Below are 24513 nucleotides of genomic sequence, written 5' to 3' on the forward strand. Positions count from 1 at the left end.
ATATACAAAATTAATTACATAAATCAAAACTTAATCTTATGAGTCTTTTAACCTCTTCAAATTGTGATTCATCTACAAAAACAATTTCAATATTCCCATTCCCATAAGTTCCAATACCACTAACATCACGAACAAAACCTTCTTTTAAACATACCTTTTCCAAAGGAACTTTAACTGTAATTAGTATTACATTCCTTTTAGGTCTAAATACTAAATCTGCAAAAAGTTTACCACCAACAATCCTATATCCTGTATAATGTTGACTTTCATATTTTTCCACATTATCTAGAGTAAAAATAAAATTCTCCAATATTTTATTTAAATTTTGCACTTCAATACTTGATTTTGCCAATCTTTCTAAATTTTTAGTATTCTCTTCATTAGATCTATTATTATTATTTAAAGTTTTCTCATCAATCATCCTAGATACTACCACCCTATTATTTCGTAATGCACAACTTGGAAAAAGTATCTCACTAAACACACTTCTTACTACATTTTTAGCATCCAATAATGCTGGCTTTTTAAATTCAATTTTTCTATTTATAAATCTAATAAAATCGTCACTTGGATTACTTGCCTCTGTTTTCAAATATTGAGAAACAAATTTTCTATATCTTATTTCCCTTGCAAATGACTTCACTACTCGGACATCAAAATCTTTCCTACAAAATTTTCTTAAGTTATCAATGCTCTCAAGAGTAATTTCCTCTAAATTCACAACCATAAAAGGTTCTGTATCCAATAAATTATCATTACTTAAATCAGTAAAAAATTGATACTCAAGCCCATTGGTCAAAATTCCAAATTCAACAGATCTTTTAGGTTTAAGATTATTAAAATAATTTACCAATTGTTCAACATGCCTTTCTAAATTCTCACTATGATGCTTAACTTCCATTAAAATAATACCCTGATTATTTTCTAATAAGAGAGCATAATCTACTTTTTTTGCATTCTTATTAGAAAAATCAGCTGTAAATTCAGGTTCAACAATAAGAGGATTGGTGTAATCATAGCCCAATATTGTTAAAAGAGGTAAAACAAGGTGATGTTTTGTAGCCTCTTCAAGTAAAACACTATCTTTAACTTCCCTAACTTTTTTACTCAAGCTCATTATATGTCTTTTAAATTGCATTTTTAATCCTTTTTTCCCTTATAAAATATTTTTAAACTTATCATTCTACTTGAAAAAACCTCATACACATAAAAACTCCTTAACATTTTTACATTAAAATATAAATTAAATATCTTATAAAATTTAAATATTATCATAACTAAATTTTATAAGATATTTATTGAAATATAATCAAACACTTGCTTATTAACAGCTTCACTAAAAACAGAATCTTTATTTATTTGTACTTTTTTAATTAACTCCTCTATTCTCTCAATAAATTTCACTTACTTTCCTCTCCTTTAAGTTATAAACTTATATTTAATACATTTAAAATTCTCTACTACAAACTAATTAAAACCAATAAAACATCCAAAATAACTCATATATCTACTTATCATCTGACTTAAGCACAGAAAGAAATGCACTTTGAGGTATTTCAACATTTCCTATCATCTTCATTCGTTTCTTCCCCTCCTTTTGCTTTTCTAAAAGTTTTCTTTTACGAGTAATATCACCACCATAACATTTAGCAGTAACATCTTTTCTAACAGGTGAGATTGTCTCACGAGCAATAATATTTGAACCAATAGCTCCCTGAATAGCTATTTTAAACTGCTGTCTTGCAATCTCTTCCTTTAATTTTTTACAAATACCCGTAGCCTTTGTCCTTGCACTATCTCTAAAGACCAACTGAGATAGTGCATCAACTCTGTCCCCATTAACTAAAATATCCAATTTAACTAAATCTGTTTCCTCATAACCTAATAATTCATAATCAAAAGAAGCATATCCGCGACTTACAGATTTAATTTTATCGTAAAAATCAAAAAGTATTTCTGCAAGTGGCATTTTATAAATAATCTCAACACGTTTTGTATCAAGGTAAATTAAGTTTTCTTGTATTCCTCTTTTAAGTAAACAAATACTCATAACATTCCCTAAAAACTCAGTAGGGACAATAATATTAGCTCTAATATAAGGTTCAAGAGCATTCTCAATATACTCATTTCCAGGAAATTGTTCAGGACTCTCAATAAAATAAGGATCTCCCTTTTTAGGAACAATTTTATAACGAACCGAAGGAGAAGTTAAGATTACATTAAGATCAAACTCACGCTCAATTCTTTCCTGAATTACTTCTAAATGCAGCAACCCTAAAAATCCACATTTAAATCCATGACCAAGGGCAGCTGAAGCATCTTTTTCAAAAGTAAGCGATGCATCATTAAGCTTGAGTCTATCCATCGCCTTTAAAAGATCATCATACTGATTAGCATCAACCGGATAAACAGAAGAAAATACCACAGGCTTAACTTCCTTAAATCCTTCAAGAGGAAAACTTGCTGGTTCATCGAAAAAAGTTACAGTATCTCCAATCTTCACATCTGATATATTCTTTATCCCCGCAATGAAATAACCAACATCGCCAGCCTCCAAAACATCCCTTCTTTCAAGTAATATTCTAAAGATTCCAATCTCTTCGACTAAATATTCCCTATCTGCATGCATCAATTTAATTTTATCACCCGTCTTGATCCGACCTTCAAAAATTCTAAAATGTACAATAACACCACGATAAGAATCATAATGCGAGTCAAAAATTAAAGCCTTCAATGCATTACTAACACTACCCTTAGGAGACGGAACATATTTACAAATAGACTCAAGCAACTCATCAATTCCTATTCCATTCTTAGCAGATATTGGAACAGCAATATTTGAATCTAGGCCTAAATCACGTTCTATTTGTTCTTTTACAAAATCAATATTCGCACTTGGTAAATCTATTTTATTAATAACAGGAATAATTTCAAGATTATGTTCAAATGCCATATAAAAGTTAGAAACAGTTTGAGCCTCAATTCCTTGGCTTGCATCAATAAGTAAAAGTGCGCCCTCACAAGATGAAATTGCTCTTGAAACTTCATAAGAAAAATCAACATGACCTGGTGTATCTACAAAATTAAGCTCATAAATATTTCCATCATTGCTCTTATATTCAATAGTAACAGCTTGACTCTTAATTGTAATGCCCCTCTCCCTTTCAATATCCATGCTATCAAGCATTTGACTTTTAAAATCTCGATCTGAGACTATCTTGGCCTTCTGTATAAATCTATCCGCCAAGGTTGACTTACCATGATCAATATGTGCAATAATGCAAAAATTTTTTTTATAAGAACTAATCTCAAACTCCCTAAATCAAACTACAATATTCAAAAATATTACACTAATTATACACTTTTATTCACTAGAAGATTTCTGATCTGACTCTTTGATTTTGAAACATAAGGTGAAAACTTAGGAGCAAGATCAACAATTAATTTCCAAGTATCTATAGCCCTCAATTTGTTCTTATGATTATCATACATATAAGTAGCATAAGCAACTCTATATACTACTTCCCAAAAATCCGTAGATTCAAAACTAGCTCTAATGTCCGTATATTCATTTATTTTTTGAGCAAAAGATCTTAAATTTTTAAACTTATAAAGTGGCTCATAGTAACTCACATACTCATTCATTCTAGTCAAAATACCAACAGCAGCTATAAGTCCATGAGTAATTGCAAGCTCGTAAGCCCCTATCCTTAAATACACTTTCGATAACAGCCCATGAGCATCAATAACATTATAATTTTTAAACCTATAAAGATTAAAAGTGAAATCAAGACCAGAAGTCCCTCTTACATTCTTTAAGTAAGAATCTAAATAAAAACCCATATTAAATTTACTGCTCGACACACCTTCACGTTTTTGCACAACATAATGATAATTATAATAATCATCATCATTTGAAAATCTATTTAAAACTTCATTTAAATAATCAATCATATCCACATAATTATTTTCAAACTCAGCTAATCTAGCCAAAGAAAAGAGTATATTCTTCTCAAAAGATTGATCTAGTAAATAGTCTTTATCTTCCAAAGCCTTCTTAAGATGCAATTTTTCAAGAACAACATTGCCAGTCCTACCATAAACTATTGATAAGTAATAATTAGCCTCAGGATATATTCCCTTTCTAAGCAAAGCTTCCTGCAAATAACTAATAGCAACAGTAAGGTTAGATTGAATAAATTTTTCCTTAGAATAAATAAGCTGTCTTCCTCTTTCAAGTAAAATCCAATATGGCAATTCTTTATCTACTGATGCATTTAAATTTAAAATAAAACTGAAAACTAAAAAGGGTATAAAATTTTTTATCATAATTACAAATATATTAAATTTTCTCATAAATTTCGAGAAAATTTAATATTTGACTTGTTAAAATTTAAACAAACTTAAATATCATTAAGAATACCATTACGAAAAGAGCAACAGATTCTATTAATCCTAAAATCAAAAGATTTGTCGCAAATCCCTTCCCAGTCTCAGCAAAAGCATCACAAGCTCCAGCAGCCGCTCTTCCTTGAGCAAAAGCAGAAACAGAAATAGCAAGTCCACCACCAAAACCCGCTCCAAATAATAACCAAGGATTTACCTGTTCCATTACCCCCGCTAAAGTATTCATCAATATATATCCATATATTATTTGAGTCAAAGGTGCTGAAACAAAAACAATTAATAAAAACGGAGCCGGCTTGCCTTGCATATAACACCTCTTCCATGCTCCAATAGCAGCACTTCCTGCAGCCCCCATACCCAAAGCTGAACCTATTGCAGATATTGTTAAAGCTGAATTAACTCCTATTAAACCTATATCCATATGTATCTCCTTATTGATTTTTTATTTTTCTAAAGGGCTTATAAGAACATCCATTCCATTCTTGACCCAAATGGTTTGAAAATTCAAGCATATTAAGTCTTACTCCATGAACAACAACAGACAATAAAGATAAAACTATATTTAGAATATGTCCAAACAGTATTATAATAATGCCACTTATTATAAGACCAATATTAGATGATTTTAATAAAGATGCTGACATACTATTAAAACTATCAGAAATTGCAAGTCCTGCAAGCCCAACAGCAAAAAGCCTAATATAAGATATTATGTCTGCAAATCCTGCAACAGTAGTCAAAAATTGTTCTATTACCCCACCAAAGCTTTTTAATATACACATAAAGAAGTTTGAACCATCTTGCTTCTCAAAAATAAAGACAAGAGCAACTCCAATATATATCATATTTAAAATATAACTACTCATAGGAAATCTATCCTCCCCTAATATCAAATTGAGTACTAAATAGTAAAGTCCAGAAATTCCAACAAGCCAACCAATTTGAGCAATTGCATGTATATGAGGCTTTTCCTTTACTTGTCGAATAAAATTCCATATATGAGCTAATGATATTTGCAAAAGACCTATTGTAAAACATATAAACATAATATTTTGCATACTGTTACTGCCTGTCAAGTAGTCAATCTTAAAAAACTTTAAAGCAGGGAATAATTCAAGTACAAAAGGACCACTTCCAAACCAAGTGCCAGTCATTGAACCATATATAATAGCCGATGTACTCAGATAAAATATCAAAGCATGAACAGATGTTAAAGGCTTCTTATTCACTAAATTGCCCACACTCAGTATAATTCCTACTAGCAAAAATAGTACACCATAAGCTGCATCACCAACTATCATTCCAAAAAATACAAAGAAAAATAACATAAAAATGAAACTAACATCTCTCTCTTTATACCCAGGAATTGTATCTAAAACATCAAAAATAGGTCCAGCAAGCTTAGCCAATCCTTTTCTTTCAACATAAGTTGGTACAATATCTTCATCATCTGGATCTGCAAATTGAACAGCAAATTTATCTCCAGCTACATTTCTAAGCTTTTCTTGCTTATCTTCCGGAATAAATCCTGTAATATAAACAAAATTATTGCATTCTACCCTCATGTCAGCTACAACCTGTTCAAACTCAACAATTTGATTATATTTTCTTATCTCATCCCTTAAAACATCTTTATACTTATTTAACAGTGATATTTGAGTTACTTTTTGTTCCAAAATTTCATTAATAATCTTTAATTTATTTTCAATCAAAATAAGGTCAAGCTCAAACTTATACTCTTCCGCTGTTTCTATTGTTTGCATAGAATCATTAATAGCTACAAAATAAGCTGCGCCTTTCACATTATTAACAAGAGCAACTTTAATTTCAGAAGATGTCAATATTTTTTTATATTCACTAATTTGAGACTTAAAAAATTGTACACAAATATTGTTTTCTCTCAATTTATTTACCAAATCAAGAGAAAAATATCCCCAAAAGGATATGCTATCCCTTTTATGTAATAATTCCTGCCTTGTATCTCTAAGATCTTTAATCTCAGTACCTAACTTAACTATATTTTTTGCAATATCCAAAAAATTTTCACTTGAAGATTTTAAAGTTTTCACCTCATAATCATCTTCAAGCAAAGATAAAGCCTGAATAAAAATTCCCCTAGTTTCAATAACCTCTTCTAAAGACTTTGAAACTTTATTGTAAAAATCAATATGGACAACTCCCAATTCTCTTAAATTTTCAAGAGCCTCTCTCTTATATTTCAACAAAGTCAAAAGCAAAACTTTCTTCATTTTTACAATCATAAAACCCTACCTACTATCAATCAAACTAGCCTTAGCCATCTTCCCTCTTACAACAGCCGCTGTTTGCTGATCTCCAAGATACACATTAATCTTCTTTATATTAGTTTTAGTGACAGGTATCATAACCTTCTCAAATAAATTTACTCTCTGAGAAGTAGTATTAAGTTCTGCCTCTAATAACCTACTCTGTTCACTTAAAACTTCAAGTTCTGCATTTATCTGAATTACACTCTTAATAACTTCTATCCCTCTATCTACCCAATAAGGAGTTGATAAAAGATCATGCCTAATATCCTCATACTCAATAGAATTAAAAATAGGAATAGTAATACCTGCAATATTTGTAAAACCTCTCACTACTCTTTTAACTTGAATCCAATCCTGAAAAGGAAATTCTTCACCAAATAAAGAAACCCAAGAACTAATATTTCCTCTTATTCTATCTTGTTCAAGCGCTCTCTCTCGCTTAAGTCCCTCAACCTTTCTAATTTCTAAATGAAGTTGTTGCTTCTTAAGTTGTAATGTAGGCAAATACCTACTAAACATTTTAAGGCTATCTTTTTGTTTCTTAAGTTCATTTTTAGTTAACTTAACTTTAGCCATTCTAAGCCTCTTTTTTGGGCCAATACTTTTCTACAAGCTCTGTCTTAATTCCAGTTTCTTTCGGCTCAAAACAACTAGAGAGTATCTCCCATCCCAAATCTAAGGCCTCCTCCAAAGGAATATTAACAGATAAATCCATCAATTTACTTTCAAACATACCACTATACTTAAGAAGTTTTTTATCCCACTCCGTCATATTAAATCCCATAGCTTTCTTCTCGATAGATTCCTTTGAAGATGCATAAAGCTTAATCATAGAGTCCATAATTGTTCTATGGTCATCTCTTGTCTTCCCATTAACCATCTGCTTAAGTCTTGAAAGAGATCCAAAAGGCTCAATTCTTCCTCCCTTCAAATAATATTGCCCCTCAGTAATATAGCCCGTATTATCAGGTACTGGATGAGTAACATCATCACCAGGCATAGTAGTAACTGCAAGTACAGTAATAGAGCCCGCGCCTTCAAAATCAATGGCCTTTTCATATCGAGATGCAAGCTGAGAATATAAATCACCAGGATAACCCCTATTAGAAGGCACTTGTTCCATAGTAATAGCAATTTCTTTCATAGCATCAGCAAAATTAGTCATATCAGTAAGCAATACTAAAACCTTTTTTCCTTGAAGAGCAAATTTTTCAGCAACAGCAAGAGAAATATCAGGCACTGTTAAAGATTCAACAACAGAATTATTAGCCGTATGAACAAAAAATATGGTTCTACTTAAAGCCCCACCTTTCTCAAGAGAATCTTTAAAAGTTAAATAATCATCATTCTTAAGTCCCATTCCTCCAAGAATAATCAAATCAACTTCTGCCTGCAAAGCTATTCTTACAAGAAGTTCATTATAAGGCTCTCCAGATACAGAAAATATTGGCAACTTTTGTGATTCAACAAGAGTATTAAACACATCTATCATTGGAATTCCTGTTCGTATCATATTCCTCGGAATAATTCGCTTAGCAGGATTAGCAGAAGGCCCTCCAATTTCAATTAAATTATCTTCAAGACGAGGCCCCCCATCTTTTGGATTTCCAGCCCCATCAAAAATCCTACCAAGCAAATTCTCAGAAAATGTAACTTGCATAGGATGCCCTAAAAACTTAATTTGATCTGACGTTGAAACACCTCTTGTACCATTATAGACCTGAAGAGAGACTTTATCCCTATCCAACTTAATAACTTCCGCTAAAGAACTCGTATCATTTGCCTTTACAATAGCAAGTTCCCCATACTTAACATCGCGAGCCGTAACAGTTATTACATTCCCTACAATAGACTCTATCTTACTGTATATTCTTTTCATCACTATTACCTCTAAAATTTAATTTCTTAGAATTGATTAAATCAGTTAAAGCAAATTCTAATTTATTAAACTTTTCTTCTTTAAAGGGAGTAAGATTCATATCTAAGATATTTTGTCTTAACTCATTAATAAAATCTCTTGCTTCCAATTTATTTTCAAATTTAAAAGTTGACTGCAAAATATCATAAATTATATCAAACATATAATTTTGACGTTCAGGCCCAACAGCTGCATCAATATTATCAAACGAATTTTGCTGTAAATAACATGCATCTAAAAGTTCTGCTTTCAAATAAACCAAAAAGTCATCATTACTTATTCCCTCTTCTCCAACAACTTTCATCATCTGATTTACCTCATTACCCTTTGCCAAAAACGACCTTGCATATTCTGTTTTCTCAGTATCAACAACCCCTCCATATTTACTCCAAGATTCAAGAGGACTAATAGCTGGAAATTTTCTAGCATCCGATCTTTCTCTTGTAAGTCCATGAAACGCGCCCACAACCTTTAAAGTTGCCTGAGTCACCGGTTCTTCAAAATTACCTCCAGCAGGACTAACAGACCCACCTACAGTTACAGAACCAATATTCCCATTACTTAAAACAACAATACCTGCTCTCTCATAAAATGATGCAATAACAGATTCAAGATAAGCAGGAAAAGCCTCCTCCCCTGGTATTTCTTCAAGACGACCCGACATCTCCCTCATAGCCTGAGCCCACCTTGAAGTTGAGTCAGCCAATAAAAGAACATCAAGTCCCATTTGTCTATAATACTCCCCAATAGTAATAGCCGTATAAACTGAGGCTTCACGAGCAGCAACTGGCATAGAAGATGTATTACAAATAATACATGTTCTCTCCATTAATGACCTACCTGTTCTCGGATCTGTAAGCTCAGGAAATTCCTTAAGAGTCTCAACAACCTCACCTGCTCTCTCTCCACAAGCAGCAATAATTACAATATCAACATCAGCATTACGACTTGTTACCTGCTGAAGGACTGTCTTTCCAGCGCCAAAAGGTCCAGGAATACAAAATGTACCGCCCTTAGCCACTGGGAAAAATGTATCTATTATCCTTGTTTGAGTTACCATAGGCTCACTAGGAATAATTCTTTCTCTATAGTTTGTAATAGGAATTTTAACAGGCCAATGAAATGACATAGTTACAATATGTCTATCTCCAGCATCATTTTGAATAACAGCAATCTTGTCATCTACAGTATAATTCCCATCACTAACAATCTCCACAATATTATAAGAATCTCTTCTATCAAATGGAATCATTATCTGATGATTAACTGTACCCTCAACAACAAATCCAAGATAATCTCCCGCAGTAACAGCATCACCAACTCTCGCAGTTGTTTTAAAATTCCATTTTTTATTCTTATCAAGAGCTCTTAAATACAAACCTCTCTCTAAAAAAAACCCACATTGAGCAGCAAGTTCTGGTAAAGGATTTTGAAGACCATCATACACCTGAGTTAAAAGACCAGGACCAAGTTCAACGGTTAAAAGCTTATTTGTAAACTCAATATTATCTCCAACAGAAATTCCCTTAGTCATCTCAAACACCTGAGCATCAACTTCCCCATCCCTAACACGAATTATTTCAGCCTTTAAACTCCTACCAGCACTCTTAATAAAAACAACCTCATTCATGGCAACTGTACCAACAACCTCAATAGTAACTAAATTCCCAATTACTCCTACTACTTTTCCTTTTGTTTCCATTAAAATTCCTCTTTTAATATTTCTTATTCATATCCAAGCTTATTTTTTGACAAATGTCTGCAAAATTACTCTCACCTACTTTTTCTACAAATAGACTTCTTCTTGAGACCAGCATTAATTTCAAAAAATAAATCACTAATTTTTCAAAATTAAACTCATTTCCCACTTCAAGATCCGTTAAAAATTGCCACCTCAACATATCAAGCCCTAATTCCACCTCAAAAGGGTTTTCCTTAAGACAAATAGCTTTTAAAACGCCTAAATAATAACTTGAAAAATAAGAAGATTCCACATACAAATCTCTTGAAAGACCTAATTTTTCTGCCCTAATATAAGCTAATGTATATTTTATTTCTTCTTCAAAATCAAGAAAACAATCAATCGCCTTCAAGCTTCCTCTAACAATCCCAAACTCTGACAAATTTTTTAAAAAAATAAAATCTTCTTTGTTTAAAGCAATTTCAACATTTTCAAAAAAATTTGACACACTCCACACTTTTCCAATCTTTAAATCAAGATAAGGTAATGACGATATCACATAATAATAAGGATTCAGCATAATACCTCTCCTAAACCACCTTAATAACTTCTTTAAACCTTGGATTTAAATATTCAAAAAGAATATCAGAAATAGTTTCTGTAGTAAAATCATAATATAGATTGCTATCTCTCTGCTGTATTTTAAATCCCTTATTTATTCCTCTAAAAGGCTTAACCTCAATCTCACCCTTAAGTCTCTCGCCTATCTTTGTTCTTAAAAGAGACAATAGATCAGAAAGATCAGATTCATTAAGGATAACATCTATCCTATCCCCCTTACTCCAGCCTTCCACAACCCTAACAATAAGCGTACTCAAAAAACCATTGTCACACTGACTAGAAACAGAATCCTTTAAAGCAGTCTCAAAAAGAGATTTAATGTTTTTTTCAGTACCAATAATCAAATCCCTAACAGCTTGACGAGATGCCTCAAGCGCATGCCTCCTATACTCGCTAACTTCCTTTTCCGCTTTTATTTTTAATTCTCTAGCATCACTCTCAGCCTTCAAAACAATAGCCTCAGCTTCTCTCTTTGCATTCCCAACAATCTCGCTAGCCAACCTCTCAGCTTCCTCAAGTCCATCTTTCTTAATCCTACTTATCAAATCCTTAACTTCAAATTGCATGAGATCTCCTCAAGTAAATATATAAAATAATTCAACAAACAAAAAAATAGAGAAATTATTAATAAATTTCAATATTAAAATACTATTACTAATATATAAAATATTCAAGGTTATTTTATATATATTTTAAGTATAAATCAAAATTAAATTTTTAAAATAATTCCTTTTTAATAATTTTGATTCCTTTTAAACTTAACAATTAACAAATTCAAAATTAATTACTAAAAAAATCTCCAATAATTTTATAAACATTAATATCATGAACTATAGCTAGTTTTTTCCCTGGAAATTTTTCTCTCAACTTTTCTTTAAAAACTTTAATACCCCTCTCTATCACTCTTTTGCTAAATTCCATATCAACTACATCAAGAGTTATTATCTCAATAATAATTAAATATCCTCTTCCAAAATTAGAGCCATACCCAGGAGTAAAAGATGTAGTCACGCGAAAAAGTCCATCCAAAATACCATTAGCCGCTTTGCCCCTAAAAGGTCTATTTGGATGCACCTCATAGGCACTTCCAAATTCATCCTCAAGAACATAATCAACATCAAGGCAAATATTGAACAATATATTCTCAAGTTCTTCAAACTTTGCTATGCCCATTTAAATTTCTACTATTGTTTTTCCAGCTCCTCCATCACTCGGATGAGAAAAATAATACTTCTTAACAAATTTTAATTCCTTCAGAAATTCATGAACGCTAGTCATAAGAAGACCCTCCCCTTTGCCATGAATTATTTCAAATTTACCAACATTTCTTAATACCATATTATCTATCTTCTTACTTAAAAAATCTATAGCCTCAACTACTCTCATCCCCCTAATATCAAGAGTCATACTCAATAAATCATCATCCTGACTCTCAAAAGAAAAACTGAAGTCTTTCTTTAAAGCACCCTTAGGTTCTTTCTTGTTTAATACTTTCTCTAAATTAGAAGATGAAACTGTAATATTAAAAACACCAGTATTTACAATAAATCCTTTCTTGGTAATACTCACTATTTCTCCTAAAGTGCTTGGATTAGTTACTCTCACTTTATCACCCACTTTAAATTCAATATTAGTAGCAATTTCCTTAGTAAGTAGTTCAACCTTAGCAGTCTTACCTGATATCCTATCTGCAATACTGGATATAAACTCTTTATTCTTGTGAAAATAAACGCTTCCTTCTTTTATCTCTCTAACCAAATTTTCTAAAGTTTTCCTTGAATAATTCAAAAAATTCTTTTGCTCATTTATAAGTTTCTCTTCTATATTTTTCTCCTTAAGAAGAATCTTTTCCTGAATGCTATCAATCTCATTTTCTTTAAGCTCAATAAGTTTAAGTTTATTTTTCAATTTCTCCTCAAGTAAATATATCTCTCTCTCCTTATCTGTAAGCCTTTCAAGTATTTCATTCACTTCTGTCTTACTAGATGAATATATCTCTTGCGCTCTAAGTATAATATCAGGATGAATAGAAGATTTACTTGCAACACTAAAAGCAAAACTTTCCCCTGGAAGAGAAAATATTAAATTATAATTAGGCTCCATTCTTTCTAAATTCATCTGCATAGATGCATTAATAATGCCTTCATGTGTATATGCAAAATACTTAAGAGCATTATAATGAGTAGATATAATTACATAACAATTAATTTTAATTAAATATTCAAGCATAGCTACCGCTAATGACTGCCCTTGCTCAATATCTGTCCCTGAGCAAAATTCATCAAATATTAAAAGACTATCTATTGTTGCTTTTTTTAAAATATAAGAAATATTACTCATATGACTTGAAAAAGTTGAAAGCGAATTTTCAATTGATTGTTCATCTCCAATATCAATGAAAATATTATCAAAGATCTTAAAAGTACTAGACTCATCAACCGGAACAGGAATTCCAAATTGAAACATAGCACTCAAGAGGGCAACAGTTTTCAAAGTTGCTGTCTTTCCGCCAGCATTAGGTCCTGTAATAACCACAACTCTATTCTCTGACGGACAAAAATTTATTTCTTTCGCATTCTGTATTAAAGGATGACGAGCATTTAAAATGTTAAGATTAGTACCAATAATAGGAAATACACCCTGGGTCTTTATTCCATAAATTGCTCTAGCTTTAAGAGAATCATAATATAAAAAATTATTATAAAGACCTTTCAAAAGAACAATTTGCTTGCGAATTTCATCTGAAAGCTCATGTAGTATTCTTAAAATTATGCGTGTCTTTTCTATGTTTAAAAAACTTAACCTATTATTTTCACTCACTATCTCATTCGGTTCAATATAAAATGTTTCACCAGAGGATGAAATAGATATCACATTCCCCTTAATCTTATTCTTAAAACTAGCCTTAAGTGCAATAGTATATTTATCTGATTTATAATAGACAAGAGTCGATGTTAAATATTCTGAATTTAAAGCTATTATTTTCTTTATCTGCTTTTCTATTCTTTTGTCTAAATTTTTAATCTCAAAATCAATCTCATCATAATCTTTAACAACACCTCTCTTTATCTTAAGCTCATCAGTATCAATATACCTAGATAAAACCCCTAATAAATGCTTAAGACTTGGGTCTAGAAACAATAAATCTTTTAAACTTCCAATTTCATTTTTAGCTTTAAATTCATTTCTATCTAAGAAAAAATTTATTCTTAAAACTTCTTCTAGAAAAAAAATAATATTCCTAATTTCTTCAATAGAAACTCTTGAATTCTCCTTAAGAAGTAAAACAATAGAATCACTTATACTCTCTAGATAAGAATTTGGATATTCATCATAAACTTCAATAAGATTCCTAATCAACTTAACAAAAAAACATATTTTATTAAGCTCTTCCTTTTCTTTTAGCATTCTTTGACTGTTAAAAAGATTAATGGTATCTGAAATAACTACATAAGAAGAGACTATAGATAATATTTGATAAAAATTAATTTTTTCTAGATATTTATCTTGCATAGCTTTTATATCTCTTAAGCTCATCTAAAATTTTTAAGTAACTTTTATATCTATCTTCTGAAACTTTAAATCCAATTTGAGTCATTATAAAGCAATTTGGCTCATTTATATGTAAGCAAGAATTAAACCTGCATAAATCATTTAAACCCCTAAATTCTCTAAAGCAATGCTTAAGTTTCAAATAGTCTAAGGTTTCAATCCCAAACTCTTTAACGCCTGGAGTATCCATTACTATTCCATTATCTGAATGAAAAGCCATAGCATAAACTGTAGTATGTCTTCCTCTAGCATACTTATAAGATATTTCATTTATAGCCTGTGCCGCATTTAAATCAATCAAATTTATAAGTGAAGATTTCCCTACTCCAGACTGTCCAATAAAAGAAGTTTTAAAATCCTTAATAATTGATTTTAATTCTTCAATACCCTGTAAAGTAACAGCAGAAGTTTGAATAACTCTATATCCTAAATCTTCATAAATTTTAATCAAAGTTGCAGCTCTCTTAGTTATGCCTTCATCAACTTTATTTAGCAAAATAATCGGAGTAATCCCTTGATCCTCAGCAACTATTAATATCCTGTCAATAAATGAATTTTTTATCTCAGGAAGTGAAGCAGAACTAACAATTAAAATACTATCAATATTTGATACAATAACTTGCCTAAGACCAGCCTTTTTATTATAACGCCAAAAAATATTTCTGCGTTCCAATCTCTCTTTAATATATACCTTACACTCGTCATAAATATCTCCTAACACAAAATCACCAGGTACCAAAGGACTATATTCCTTATTTTGAATATTTAAAACCTTACCCTTAATAACTCCTTCATAAATTAAATTGGTCTTAACTTCGATAATAGAATAAATGTTATTAACACCCCAGAGAACTTCAAATTTAAGGTCATTCAATCAATTATTCCTTTAAATTGAAGACTATATTTTTCACAAAAACTTTTATAAAAACACAAATTTTCATCTTTTGTTAAATAAAAGTAATTTGTAAAAGCATCATCACTATCAGTAATTTTTACCGTCCTAGCAAGTTCATTTGCTACAGCTGCACGATTTTCATAAATAGGAATTTCTAAAAAATTTTCAATCATATCTTTAATATGCAAATAATGAGTACACCCTAAAAAAATTACATCTCGTCTGCTGGCTTTAACCTCTATTTTTAAGGATTCCAAACATCTCAATGCATGATCTTTAAACCTATCTCCATACTCTACAAAATTTATAAGTTCTCCGGCAGTCCTTAACATTAAATCACCATGTAATCTCTTTTCATTTTGAACAAATTCGCTATTAATAGTAGTATCCGTTGCTATTAAAATAACCTTTTTGGATACTAGTTCTTCTACTAAACTAATTGAAGGCAAGGTATATATTACAGGAAAAGTAAAATCTAACTTACCATATGTAATAACAGATGCTGTATTACAGGCAAAAACAATCGAAGAAATATTACAAATTTCTCTCAATTTTAAAATTAGTTTTAGTATCTCTTTTAAAAGAAACTCTGAAGTCTTCTCCCCATAAGGAAAATTTTTATTATCCGCAATATAAACATAGTTTTGCTTACTAAGTCTACTTTTTATATACTCAAAATAAGATAATCCACCTATCCCTGAATCAAAAATAACTACCACATCTTTTAAATTGCTCATAGTCTTGTTTTAAATTTAAGTATAGATATTAATTTATTTTCTTTCAATAAGCACAAATATTAAGAACACTGTATGCTAAAACTACTATATATTTAAGCTATAATAATTATAAATTAAGTTAAGTTATATTAAGAGGAAGTATGTACAAAAGTATAAAAGATATTCTAGACAACCCTATAATAGAGAGTGAAATTACAGTAAAAGGATGGATTAGGACAAAACGTAGCAATGGTAAAATTTCATTTGTCGAAATCAATGACGGTTCAAATATTAAAGGAATTCAAGCGGTCATTGATGAAGAAGATTCTAACTTTCAAGAGAAAGAACTTAAAAGGCTTGCAACAGGAGCCAGCATATCCTTAACGGGAATTCTAATTTTAAGTCCTGCAAAAGGACAAACACACGAAATTAAAACGATAAGCTTCAATATAATTGGAGAAGCAGATCAAGAAACATATCCTTTACAAAAAAAAAGGCATTCCTTTGAATTCTTAAGAGAAATTCCTCATTTAAGAATACGAACTAACACATTTGGAGCTGTTGCCAGAGTTAGGAATCAAGTTTCTTACAAAATTCATGAATACTTTCAAAAAAATGGATTTGTATATGTAAATACTCCAATAATCACATCAAATGATGGAGAAGGATGTGGAGAGATGTTTCGAGTTTCCACTCTAGACCTTAAAAGTATTTCAAAGGGTAAAGAAATTGATTTTAAAGACGATTTTTTTGGAAGAGAAGTATTCCTTGATGTAACTGGTCAACTACATGGCGAAGCCTATGCAATGGCCTTATCAAAAATATATACATTTGGCCCAACATTTAGAGCAGAAAATTCTAATACAACACGCCATGCTTCAGAATTCTGGATGATTGAACCTGAGATAGCATTTTGTACACTTGAAGATAATATTAAATTAGCAGAAGATTGCCTTAAATATATTCTAAGAGAAGTTCTAAATAATTGTAGTCAAGACATGGAATTCTTTGATAATTTTATTGAAAAGGGTTTAATAAAAAAAATTGAGAATGTAATAAACTCAAACTTTGAAGTTATTACCTACACTCAAGCAATTAAGAAACTTGAAAATACAAATAAAGCATTTGAGACAAAGCCTTATTGGGGAATAGATTTACAAACAGAACACGAAAGATACTTAACAGAAGAAATTTTCAAAAAACCTACGGTAGTTATTGATTATCCAAAAGAATTTAAAGCATTTTACATGAAAATGAATGAAGACAATAAAACTGTTAAAGGAATGGACATTTTAGTTCCACGTATCGGAGAAATTATTGGGGGTAGTGAAAGAGAAGATAATTTAGAGAAATTGAATAAAAGAATAAAAGAGCTAAATTTAGATGTTGAAACTCTTAATTGGTATTTAGACTTAAGGAGATTTGGGTCAACTCCTCATTCTGGGTTTGGGCTTGGACTTGAGAGATTGGTGCAATATGTAACGGGAATGGTTAATATTCGAGATGTAATACCATTTCCAAGGACTCCTAAAAATATTTGCTTCTAATAAAGAGTTAGGAGAAAGGAATGAAAGGAAAAATTTTATGTACAATAATATTACTATCACTATCAGATTTAATGTTATTTTCAGAAGAATTAAAGGGTAATCTAAAACTATCGTCGGATGTAGAAAAAGAGCTCTTAGATATAAAATTAAATGAGAATAAAGAAGATACTAGCATTAATCAATCAACTGAAATTAAATATCCGCAAACACAAAAAATTTACAATTATGACCTTACGACAAAAAAAGATTCTAAAAAGATAGAGAAAAATTTATCATATAACAAACATGAAAATGCAAAAATTACTGCAAATAATAACATAGAAATAAGGCAATCAAGTAAAATACAATATCCAAAAGACAGAGTAAATATACGAGAAGAACATTCAGGTAAAAATACATGGTACAACATTAAAGTTTATCCAAATTATAACAATGACAACTTTAAAAAAATAAAAACAATAAACGCAATAAATAGTAAAATGAAAACAAAAATAAACAAAAATTTTGCTTTAATTGGTCCAATATTAGAAGATAATTTAGGAAAAATAACAAAAACATTAGCAACAAAAGGGTATAGTGAGTTAGAATACATAAAAATTGAATAAACTTAAATTTTTTTTGACAAAAACTTTAAAATGTCACTCAATTCATCATCTATCTTTTCAAAATTTAGTTTATGTTCATTTTCTGTTAAGCCTAACAGTTCATGATTACGATAATGAATCCAAGTGTTTACTTCTGTATTTGAATACTTATTCACATAATAATCGGGCTCATATTTTACATCCCCTCTATGTTTATAATCATAAACAGCAATTTTAATATTTTGACTATCTATTCCTCTATTTAGAACCTCTTCCTTCAAATACATAATTGTACGACCAGTATCAAAAATATCATCAACAAATAAAACATTATCCCCTGTTCTTAAATATTTAGGGTCATAAGTCCATCCATCTATCATTATCTTTTTCTGATCATTATAAACATCATAAGATCTTGCTACAACAGCAGCATAAAGAAGGGGTTTTTCAATCTTAATAAATTTAAAGAATTCACTAATAATATTACCAAGATAAGCCCCTCCTCTTAAAGAGACATAAATAATATCAGGAATAAATCCATCTTTATATATTTTATAAGCAAGCTTGATTCCATTTATTCTTATTTCTTCATAAGAAATGAACTTTTTCTTCAACACAACACCTCAGAAAATACATAAAAATTAATATTTACACAAAAAATCATTACATGTCACTCCTATTAATCTTATTTACTATTAAAATCAAAAAGTCTTACAAGAATAAACTCATCCCCTACTCAATCTCTTAATTTATATCAGATAAGCTTTTAAATTAATTATCTATTATAACTCAAATTGAGTTACTTAAACATAAAACTCAAAAAAATATATAAAATTGAATAGACCTAAAGAACTAAATCTCTAAGTCTATTTATCAAAATAAATTTTATTAGAAAGAGACTTTTAAAGTTTGACCACCTCTTAATATACTATAAGTATTTTTCCCAAATTCAATTGCATCATAAAAATCCCTTAAACTCTTAATATTTTTTGAATTAACAGCTGTAATTACATCCCCTGTTGAAATTTTAGCACTCTTCCCTAAACTCTTATCAACATTATCAACAACAACTCCATTGATCCAATTTCTTAACCCAAGTTGTGCTTTAGCATCACTAGTTAAAGGATAAACAACAAACCCTGGCACCAATTTGCCGTTTGATAAAATCTCCTTATCATCCGGTCTCACAGCAAGTACAACTTCTATTTTTTTCGTCTCTCCCTTTCTTAAAACCTCAATTTCAACCTTTTCTCCCGCATAAAAATCACTAAGATAATGTACAACATCTTGAGAAATATTCATTGCTACCCCATTTACCTTGCTAACTATATCACCCGGCTTAAGTCCCACTTTTAAAGCAGGTGAACCCACATAAATATTTACAATCATTGCAGATGAGACAGATTCATCATCATAACCTAAGCTTTTAAGAACTTCCATATCTTTTTCTCTATAATTATAAAAAGAAACCCCAAGCCAAGCTGATTCAATCTTCTTTCCACTAATAAAAGCATCCACAATATTTTTAGCGTTATTAATAGGAACAGCAAATCCAAGTCCAACATTGCCTCCAGAAGGAGAAGATATCCATGTATTAATACCAATAACTTCACCCCTAATATTTACAAGAGGCCCTCCAGAATTACCACGATTAATGGCTGCATCTGTCTGTATAAATAAATTTCTCGCCTTCAAATTAGGATTTGCTGAACGATGAAGACCGCTTACAATACCTGCAGTAACCGTAAAACTAAATTGATGAGGGCTTCCAACGGCTATAACCCAGTCCCCTACCTCAAGTCCATCGCTATCCCCAAGTTCAGCTATTCTAATTTCTGAATCATCAGCCTCAAAACTAATAAGTGCAAGATCCTTTTTATCATCCTTACCTACCAGTTTTGATTTATAAGTCTTATTACCATAAGTTCCAATTTCAAATTCAATAGCCTTATCTACAACATGGCTATTTGTAAGAACATAAAATAAATTTGACTTCTTAGAATCTTTTCCAATTATTATCCCAGAACCAGCCCATTTAGCTTTCCTTTCAATATTAAATCCTGGCATATCAAAAAAGAAAAAATGAAAAGGATCTCTTTCCTTAATTACTCCAGTAGCATAAACTTCTACCGTAGACGGCAAAATTTTCTTAGAAGCTTTTCTAAAAGAATTTTGAAAAGATTCTAGAGCATCTCCTTTCTCTTGTGCAAAAACAATAGTATTTTTATCAGGTCTTAAATAGTGTATTCCAATAACAAATCCAATACCTAAAGCTAAAAAACTAACACAAAATATAGAAAAAAAATTTTTCTTCACTTTAAACACCTCCATATTATTCAATCAAATCTTTTAAATAACTCTTACTTAACATTCATTAAATTTTACTTAAAATTAAAGGAACACCATCAACTACAGCAACAGTATGCTCAAAATGAGCAGAACAACTAAAATCAGATGCAAAAACTGTCCAACCATCCTTCTTAACAGAAACTTTATGGCCCCCTAAATTCACCATTGGTTCAATTGCCAATACCATTCCTTCCTGAATTCTAACATTCTTAAAAAAAGGAGCATAATAATTAGGCACACTTGGCTCTTCATGTAAAGCAAAGCCAACCCCATGACCTGTGTAATCTCTAACTATTCCAAACCCAAATGGTTTAATATAATTTTCTATAGCTCTTGATATATCTAAAATTCGATTACCAACCTTCATCTCCGAAATTCCTCTATAAAGAGCCTCTTCTGTTACCTCTAATAATTTACTAATCTCAGGTTTCACTCGGCCTACCTTGAAAGTCTTAGCCATGTCACTGTAAAACCCATCCAAAATAACCCCACAATCAATACTAACAACATCACCTTTCCTAAGCTTTCTTACGCCTGGAATTCCATGAATAACTTCTTCATTTACAGAAGCACAAATAACGCCCTTAAACCCATTATACCCTTTAAAAGCAGGCTTAGCTCCATTACTAGCAATAAAACTGCTAGCAACAGCATCAAGGTCTTTAGTACTCATTCCAGGAACAATATTTTGTTCAACCTCTAAAAGAGTTTGAGCTAAAAGTTTCGCCGATGCCTTTATTTTCTCAATATCTTTTCTACTCTTTAACCTTAAACCCAAATTTATTTTCTTTCCTTAAATACTTCTATCATATTCATATAAACTTTACTCTCATTGGTTTCATAAAAACTATGAGAAGTTAAAATAGATTCTCGTCCTTCTTCAAATTTACCTAAATAAAGATAATTAATACCCCTCTTTAAATATACCTTTGCTACACTCTCTCGTTCTTCCAAACTCATTCTATTCTTATCATCTAGATTAAAAGGCAAAAAAGAAACCGCTTTCTTAAAACATCCTTCAGCTTCCTTATAATCTTTTTGATAAAATTGCAAAATTCCAAGATTATAATACACACCATACAAATGCTTACCTACTTGATTCTCAAAAATTACCTTTTCTGAAGAATTTAAGTCTTTCTTTAGAAAATCATAATAAAACTTATAAAAGTAATACCAATTATGTGCATCATCAACAGGATTATAAATCTTAAAAAATAAATCCAAGTCCTTTAGGTCAGAATACAGAAGTAAATTCCAAGACAAAAGTTGTGCAATATCAGAACTATAATTTGACCTATAAAATAAACGCCACAAAAAAGATTTCTTAGCCTCGTAATCAAGGTTTGAATAATTTAATACAAAGTAAAGCTTAAAAAATAAAGGATCGTCCTTATACTTTTTTGCAATTTCATTTGCATTAAAATAATCATTAGCTTCAAAATATGTACTAGCTAAATAATAATTCATTACTTTATTATCTTTAAACTTTTCATTCGCTTTATTTAAATAAGCAATCGCTCGTTTGAGGTCATTCTCCTTCTTAGCAATAAATGCCAATCCAAGATAAATCATCATACTGTAATCAGGAAACCTAGTATAAAGTTTTAAATATTCAGCCTTAGCTTTATAAAGATCACCCTTCTTAAGATATGCATCTGCTAGTAAAAACATCAAACTCGGTTCATTATTATCATCAATAAGCTTAAGGTTGGCAATAGTAAAATCCAAATTATCAAGACCATAAGAAATATAAGCAAGTTCCTTAGCAAAATCTTTATCTTCTTTTATTTTTAAAAGTATTTCCTTGGCAGAAGATAAATCTTTATTCTCTATATATAAAAGCATTGCATTAATTAAAAACGCATTATTCCTAAGATTTAAACCTATGTTCTTAAAAATAGAAGCATCCTTTTCTTTTTCTATCTTTTTTAAAAAATCTTTAACACTTTTTAAATTATCATTCAAAGTTAAACTTTTAATAAAAGCTTCATCATACAAGTATTTATATTCTTCATGTTCAAAAAGATATTGCTGTGCAATATCACAAGCCTCTGTAACAGAGCCCACTTTTAATTTAGAATATACTTCAAGAGCCCTAAGCTTTAAATTGCCAGGCAAACTCTTAACTCCTAGCTCAACAATATCTCTCATTAATAAATAATCCTTAATTTTAAGAGAATAAAGCTTTACTCTCTTAATTAAAGAAATCCATTTAAACTCAGTATCCGCATAAGATGAAGATAATCTTATTACTCTCTCAGCACCGTATAAATTATTTTTCAAAAGATGATTATCAACTTCCACAATAAGCTCATTAAAATCTCTTTGACCCTTTAACATATATAAAATATATGGATTTGAGTTAAAATAAAAAACACCTAATACAAGAATGATTAAAAATGTAAAAACAAACATCAATTTTTTATTTATTCTCAAATGAACTCTCCATACTCTTTAATAAACCATCAAGTATTCCATTAACAAACTTATAAGAATTTTTACTACCATACTTTCTGGCAATCAAAACAGCCTCATCTATTATAGTTCTTTTAGGCACTTTCAAATCTTGATATTTAAGTGAAAATACACTCATCCTCAATATAGCAAGGTCTACCTTATCCATACGCTCCAAACGCCAATTAAGAGAAATATCACTGATTAATTTATCAATAGATTCCAAATTATCATAAGTACCATTAACTAAAACAGAATAAAATAATTTTAATTCTTCTATTTCTAATACATCTTCAAGGATAAAAATATCATAAATATTATCCTTTGCATTACGATTAATATCAATGCTGTAAATCTTTTTAAAAGCTAATTCTCTAACCTTATATCTCAAGTTCATAACTAATAATAAGCATTATCTCTATTTTAGATCAGAGTCCAATATTTGAACGTTAGCAGATTTATTAAGTTTATCATACATATCTTGCTGCACCTTAGCAACAATTTGTTGTTGCTGAGCATTAACCATATTATTCTTTATAGCATCCTTTACAGTCATATCCACATTAGGAGATATTTTATCTTTAAGTCCCAAAAACTTTTGAGAATACATTTCAGTAACTTTAATTATATGAAAACCCTCTTTTGACGATATTGGTTGAGAAATATCTCCCTTATTAAGAGCAAAAACTTCTCTAACAAAATCTGCCCCAAGTACATTTTGTGCATTCTGCTCACCTCTTGCCAAGAACCCAAGATCACCATTCTTAGCCTTAGACCCCTCATCCTCTGAATATTTTCTTACAGCTTCCTCAAAGGTAATCTTTTTCGTTTTTATCTGATTCGTAATATCCTTTGCCTTAGTAAGAACATCCGATCTCTTTTTATCCTTAGAAGAAAAGAAAACATGACTTACTCTTGCTATATCCGGATTAACAAACTTGGTTTTATTAGCCTCATAATACTCAACCACTTCCTTTTCACCTGGTGTTTTTATTTCTGAAAATTTAGGCTGAGCAACTTTTAAAACCAATTTTTGAGCAGAAAGAGATCTCTTCATTGAAGACAAAAGTTCATTCCAATTCGTACCTTGCTTTTCTATCATTTGTTTAATTTGTTCATCTGTAAAAGTCGTAAGTCCAAATTGAGTTCTAATCGTTTGCATAACCTCTGCTTCCTCAACTTTAATTCCTTGTTTTAAAGCCTCTTGACTAAAAAGAATATCAGCTATCAAGACCTGCAAAACCTGTTTTTTCTCAGCAATACTTAAATCTCGCCCCTGTGTTTTCTTTAAAGTATTCACTTTAGAATCAAATTCTGTTTTAGTAATAATTTCATTACTGTGCAAATTAACAATCACAACAGGAGCATTTTGAGCAAAAGAATTTACCATTACCACAAAAATCAACAGAAAACATAAAAAATTACGCATAAACCAACCTTACATCAATAATCAAAATTTTAGCAAAACATTAAATTTAAATCTAGTTTTAAAATAATCAAC

General features: G+C 30.3%; 22 protein-coding genes. 2 read left to right on the forward strand and 20 right to left on the reverse strand.

Annotated elements, in window-relative coordinates; translation table 11 throughout:
- Positions 1 to 10: 10 nt before the first annotated feature.
- From DB313_RS00450 to murI, 14 genes are all read right to left on the reverse strand, one after another.
- Positions 11 to 1138 (reverse strand): type I restriction endonuclease, encoded by a 1128-nt coding sequence (locus DB313_RS00450; RefSeq protein ID WP_120103903.1) that lies wholly within the window; start codon positions 1136 to 1138, stop codon positions 11 to 13.
- A gap of 369 nt (positions 1139 to 1507) precedes the next feature.
- Positions 1508 to 3307 (reverse strand): translation elongation factor 4, encoded by a 1800-nt coding sequence (gene lepA / locus DB313_RS00455; RefSeq protein ID WP_120103904.1) that lies wholly within the window; start codon positions 3305 to 3307, stop codon positions 1508 to 1510.
- 47 nt (positions 3308 to 3354) lie between these two features.
- Positions 3355 to 4329, reverse strand: a complete 975-nt coding sequence (locus DB313_RS00460; protein WP_120103905.1) for a tetratricopeptide repeat protein — start codon at positions 4327 to 4329, stop codon at positions 3355 to 3357.
- Between the two features lie 64 nt (positions 4330 to 4393).
- A complete protein-coding gene (locus tag DB313_RS00465) occupies positions 4394 to 4828 on the reverse strand; it encodes a V-type ATP synthase subunit K (RefSeq protein ID WP_120103906.1) in 435 nt (144 codons plus the stop codon).
- 10 nt (positions 4829 to 4838) lie between these two features.
- Positions 4839 to 6668: a V-type ATP synthase subunit I gene (locus DB313_RS00470; protein WP_120103907.1), complete on the reverse strand. Its 1830-nt coding sequence runs from the start codon at positions 6666 to 6668 to the stop codon at positions 4839 to 4841.
- Positions 6669 to 6674: 6 nt separating this feature from the next.
- Positions 6675 to 7271: a V-type ATP synthase subunit D gene (locus DB313_RS00475; RefSeq protein WP_120103908.1), complete on the reverse strand. Its 597-nt coding sequence runs from the start codon at positions 7269 to 7271 to the stop codon at positions 6675 to 6677.
- Between the two features lies 1 nt (position 7272).
- Positions 7273 to 8574: a V-type ATP synthase subunit B gene (locus DB313_RS00480; RefSeq protein ID WP_120103909.1), complete on the reverse strand. Its 1302-nt coding sequence runs from the start codon at positions 8572 to 8574 to the stop codon at positions 7273 to 7275.
- A complete protein-coding gene (locus DB313_RS00485; protein WP_120103910.1) occupies positions 8555 to 10315 on the reverse strand; it encodes a V-type ATP synthase subunit A in 1761 nt (586 codons plus the stop codon). Before DB313_RS00485 ends, DB313_RS00480 begins: the two co-directional genes overlap by 20 nt.
- Positions 10316 to 10328: 13 nt before the next feature.
- Positions 10329 to 10874 (reverse strand): DUF2764 family protein, encoded by a 546-nt coding sequence (locus tag DB313_RS00490; RefSeq protein WP_120103911.1) that lies wholly within the window; start codon positions 10872 to 10874, stop codon positions 10329 to 10331.
- Positions 10875 to 10884: 10 nt separating this feature from the next.
- Positions 10885 to 11481 carry a V-type ATP synthase subunit E gene (locus DB313_RS00495; protein ID WP_120103912.1) on the reverse strand — a complete coding sequence of 199 codons (597 nt, stop codon included), beginning with the start codon at positions 11479 to 11481 and terminating at the stop codon, positions 10885 to 10887.
- Between the two features lie 214 nt (positions 11482 to 11695).
- Entirely contained in the window at positions 11696 to 12088 is a 393-nt protein-coding gene (locus tag DB313_RS00500; RefSeq protein WP_120103913.1) for a hypothetical protein, read from the reverse strand.
- Positions 12089 to 14428, reverse strand: coding sequence for an endonuclease MutS2 (locus DB313_RS00505; protein ID WP_174220822.1), 2340 nt, complete (start codon positions 14426 to 14428; stop codon positions 12089 to 12091).
- On the reverse strand, positions 14418 to 15341 hold the full coding sequence (gene rsgA / locus DB313_RS00510) for a ribosome small subunit-dependent GTPase A (protein ID WP_120103915.1): 924 nt from the start codon (positions 15339 to 15341) through the stop codon (positions 14418 to 14420). Before rsgA ends, DB313_RS00505 begins: the two co-directional genes overlap by 11 nt.
- Positions 15338 to 16099 (reverse strand): glutamate racemase, encoded by a 762-nt coding sequence (gene murI, locus DB313_RS00515; protein WP_120103916.1) that lies wholly within the window; start codon positions 16097 to 16099, stop codon positions 15338 to 15340. The genes rsgA and murI overlap by 4 nt, the downstream gene beginning before the upstream one ends.
- Before the next feature lie 140 nt (positions 16100 to 16239).
- On the opposite strand from murI, the gene asnS reads away from it, so the two are divergent.
- Both asnS and DB313_RS00525 read left to right on the forward strand, forming a co-directional pair.
- On the forward strand, positions 16240 to 17625 hold the full coding sequence (asnS, locus tag DB313_RS00520; RefSeq protein WP_120103917.1) for an asparagine--tRNA ligase: 1386 nt from the start codon (positions 16240 to 16242) through the stop codon (positions 17623 to 17625).
- Positions 17626 to 17645: 20 nt separating this feature from the next.
- Positions 17646 to 18230 carry a hypothetical protein gene (locus tag DB313_RS00525; protein ID WP_120103918.1) on the forward strand — a complete coding sequence of 195 codons (585 nt, stop codon included), beginning with the start codon at positions 17646 to 17648 and terminating at the stop codon, positions 18228 to 18230.
- 2 nt (positions 18231 to 18232) lie between these two features.
- Here DB313_RS00525 and DB313_RS00530 read toward each other — a convergent pair whose 3' ends face one another.
- The 6 genes from DB313_RS00530 to DB313_RS00555 form a co-directional block, all read right to left on the reverse strand.
- The gene (locus DB313_RS00530; RefSeq protein ID WP_174220823.1) at positions 18233 to 18826 is read right to left on the reverse strand and encodes a phosphoribosyltransferase; all 594 of its coding nucleotides are present in this window, start codon (positions 18824 to 18826) and stop codon (positions 18233 to 18235) included.
- A 271-nt stretch (positions 18827 to 19097) separates the two neighbouring features.
- A complete protein-coding gene (locus DB313_RS00535) occupies positions 19098 to 20525 on the reverse strand; it encodes a Do family serine endopeptidase (protein WP_174220824.1) in 1428 nt (475 codons plus the stop codon).
- A 58-nt stretch (positions 20526 to 20583) separates the two neighbouring features.
- Entirely contained in the window at positions 20584 to 21336 is a 753-nt protein-coding gene (gene map, locus DB313_RS00540) for a type I methionyl aminopeptidase (RefSeq protein ID WP_120103921.1), read from the reverse strand.
- 2 nt (positions 21337 to 21338) lie between these two features.
- Entirely contained in the window at positions 21339 to 22994 is a 1656-nt protein-coding gene (locus DB313_RS00545) for a tetratricopeptide repeat protein (RefSeq protein WP_120103922.1), read from the reverse strand.
- The gene (nusB, locus tag DB313_RS00550) at positions 22981 to 23409 is read right to left on the reverse strand and encodes a transcription antitermination factor NusB (protein WP_120103923.1); all 429 of its coding nucleotides are present in this window, start codon (positions 23407 to 23409) and stop codon (positions 22981 to 22983) included. The genes DB313_RS00545 and nusB overlap by 14 nt, the downstream gene beginning before the upstream one ends.
- Before the next feature lie 21 nt (positions 23410 to 23430).
- Complete coding sequence (locus tag DB313_RS00555) at positions 23431 to 24441, reverse strand: peptidylprolyl isomerase (protein WP_120103924.1); 1011 nt, start codon at positions 24439 to 24441, stop codon at positions 23431 to 23433.
- Positions 24442 to 24513 lie beyond the last annotated feature (72 nt).

Origin of the sequence: Borrelia turcica IST7 (genome assembly GCF_003606285.1) — a bacterium.
Lineage (GTDB): Bacteria > Spirochaetota > Spirochaetia > Borreliales > Borreliaceae > Borrelia > Borrelia turcica.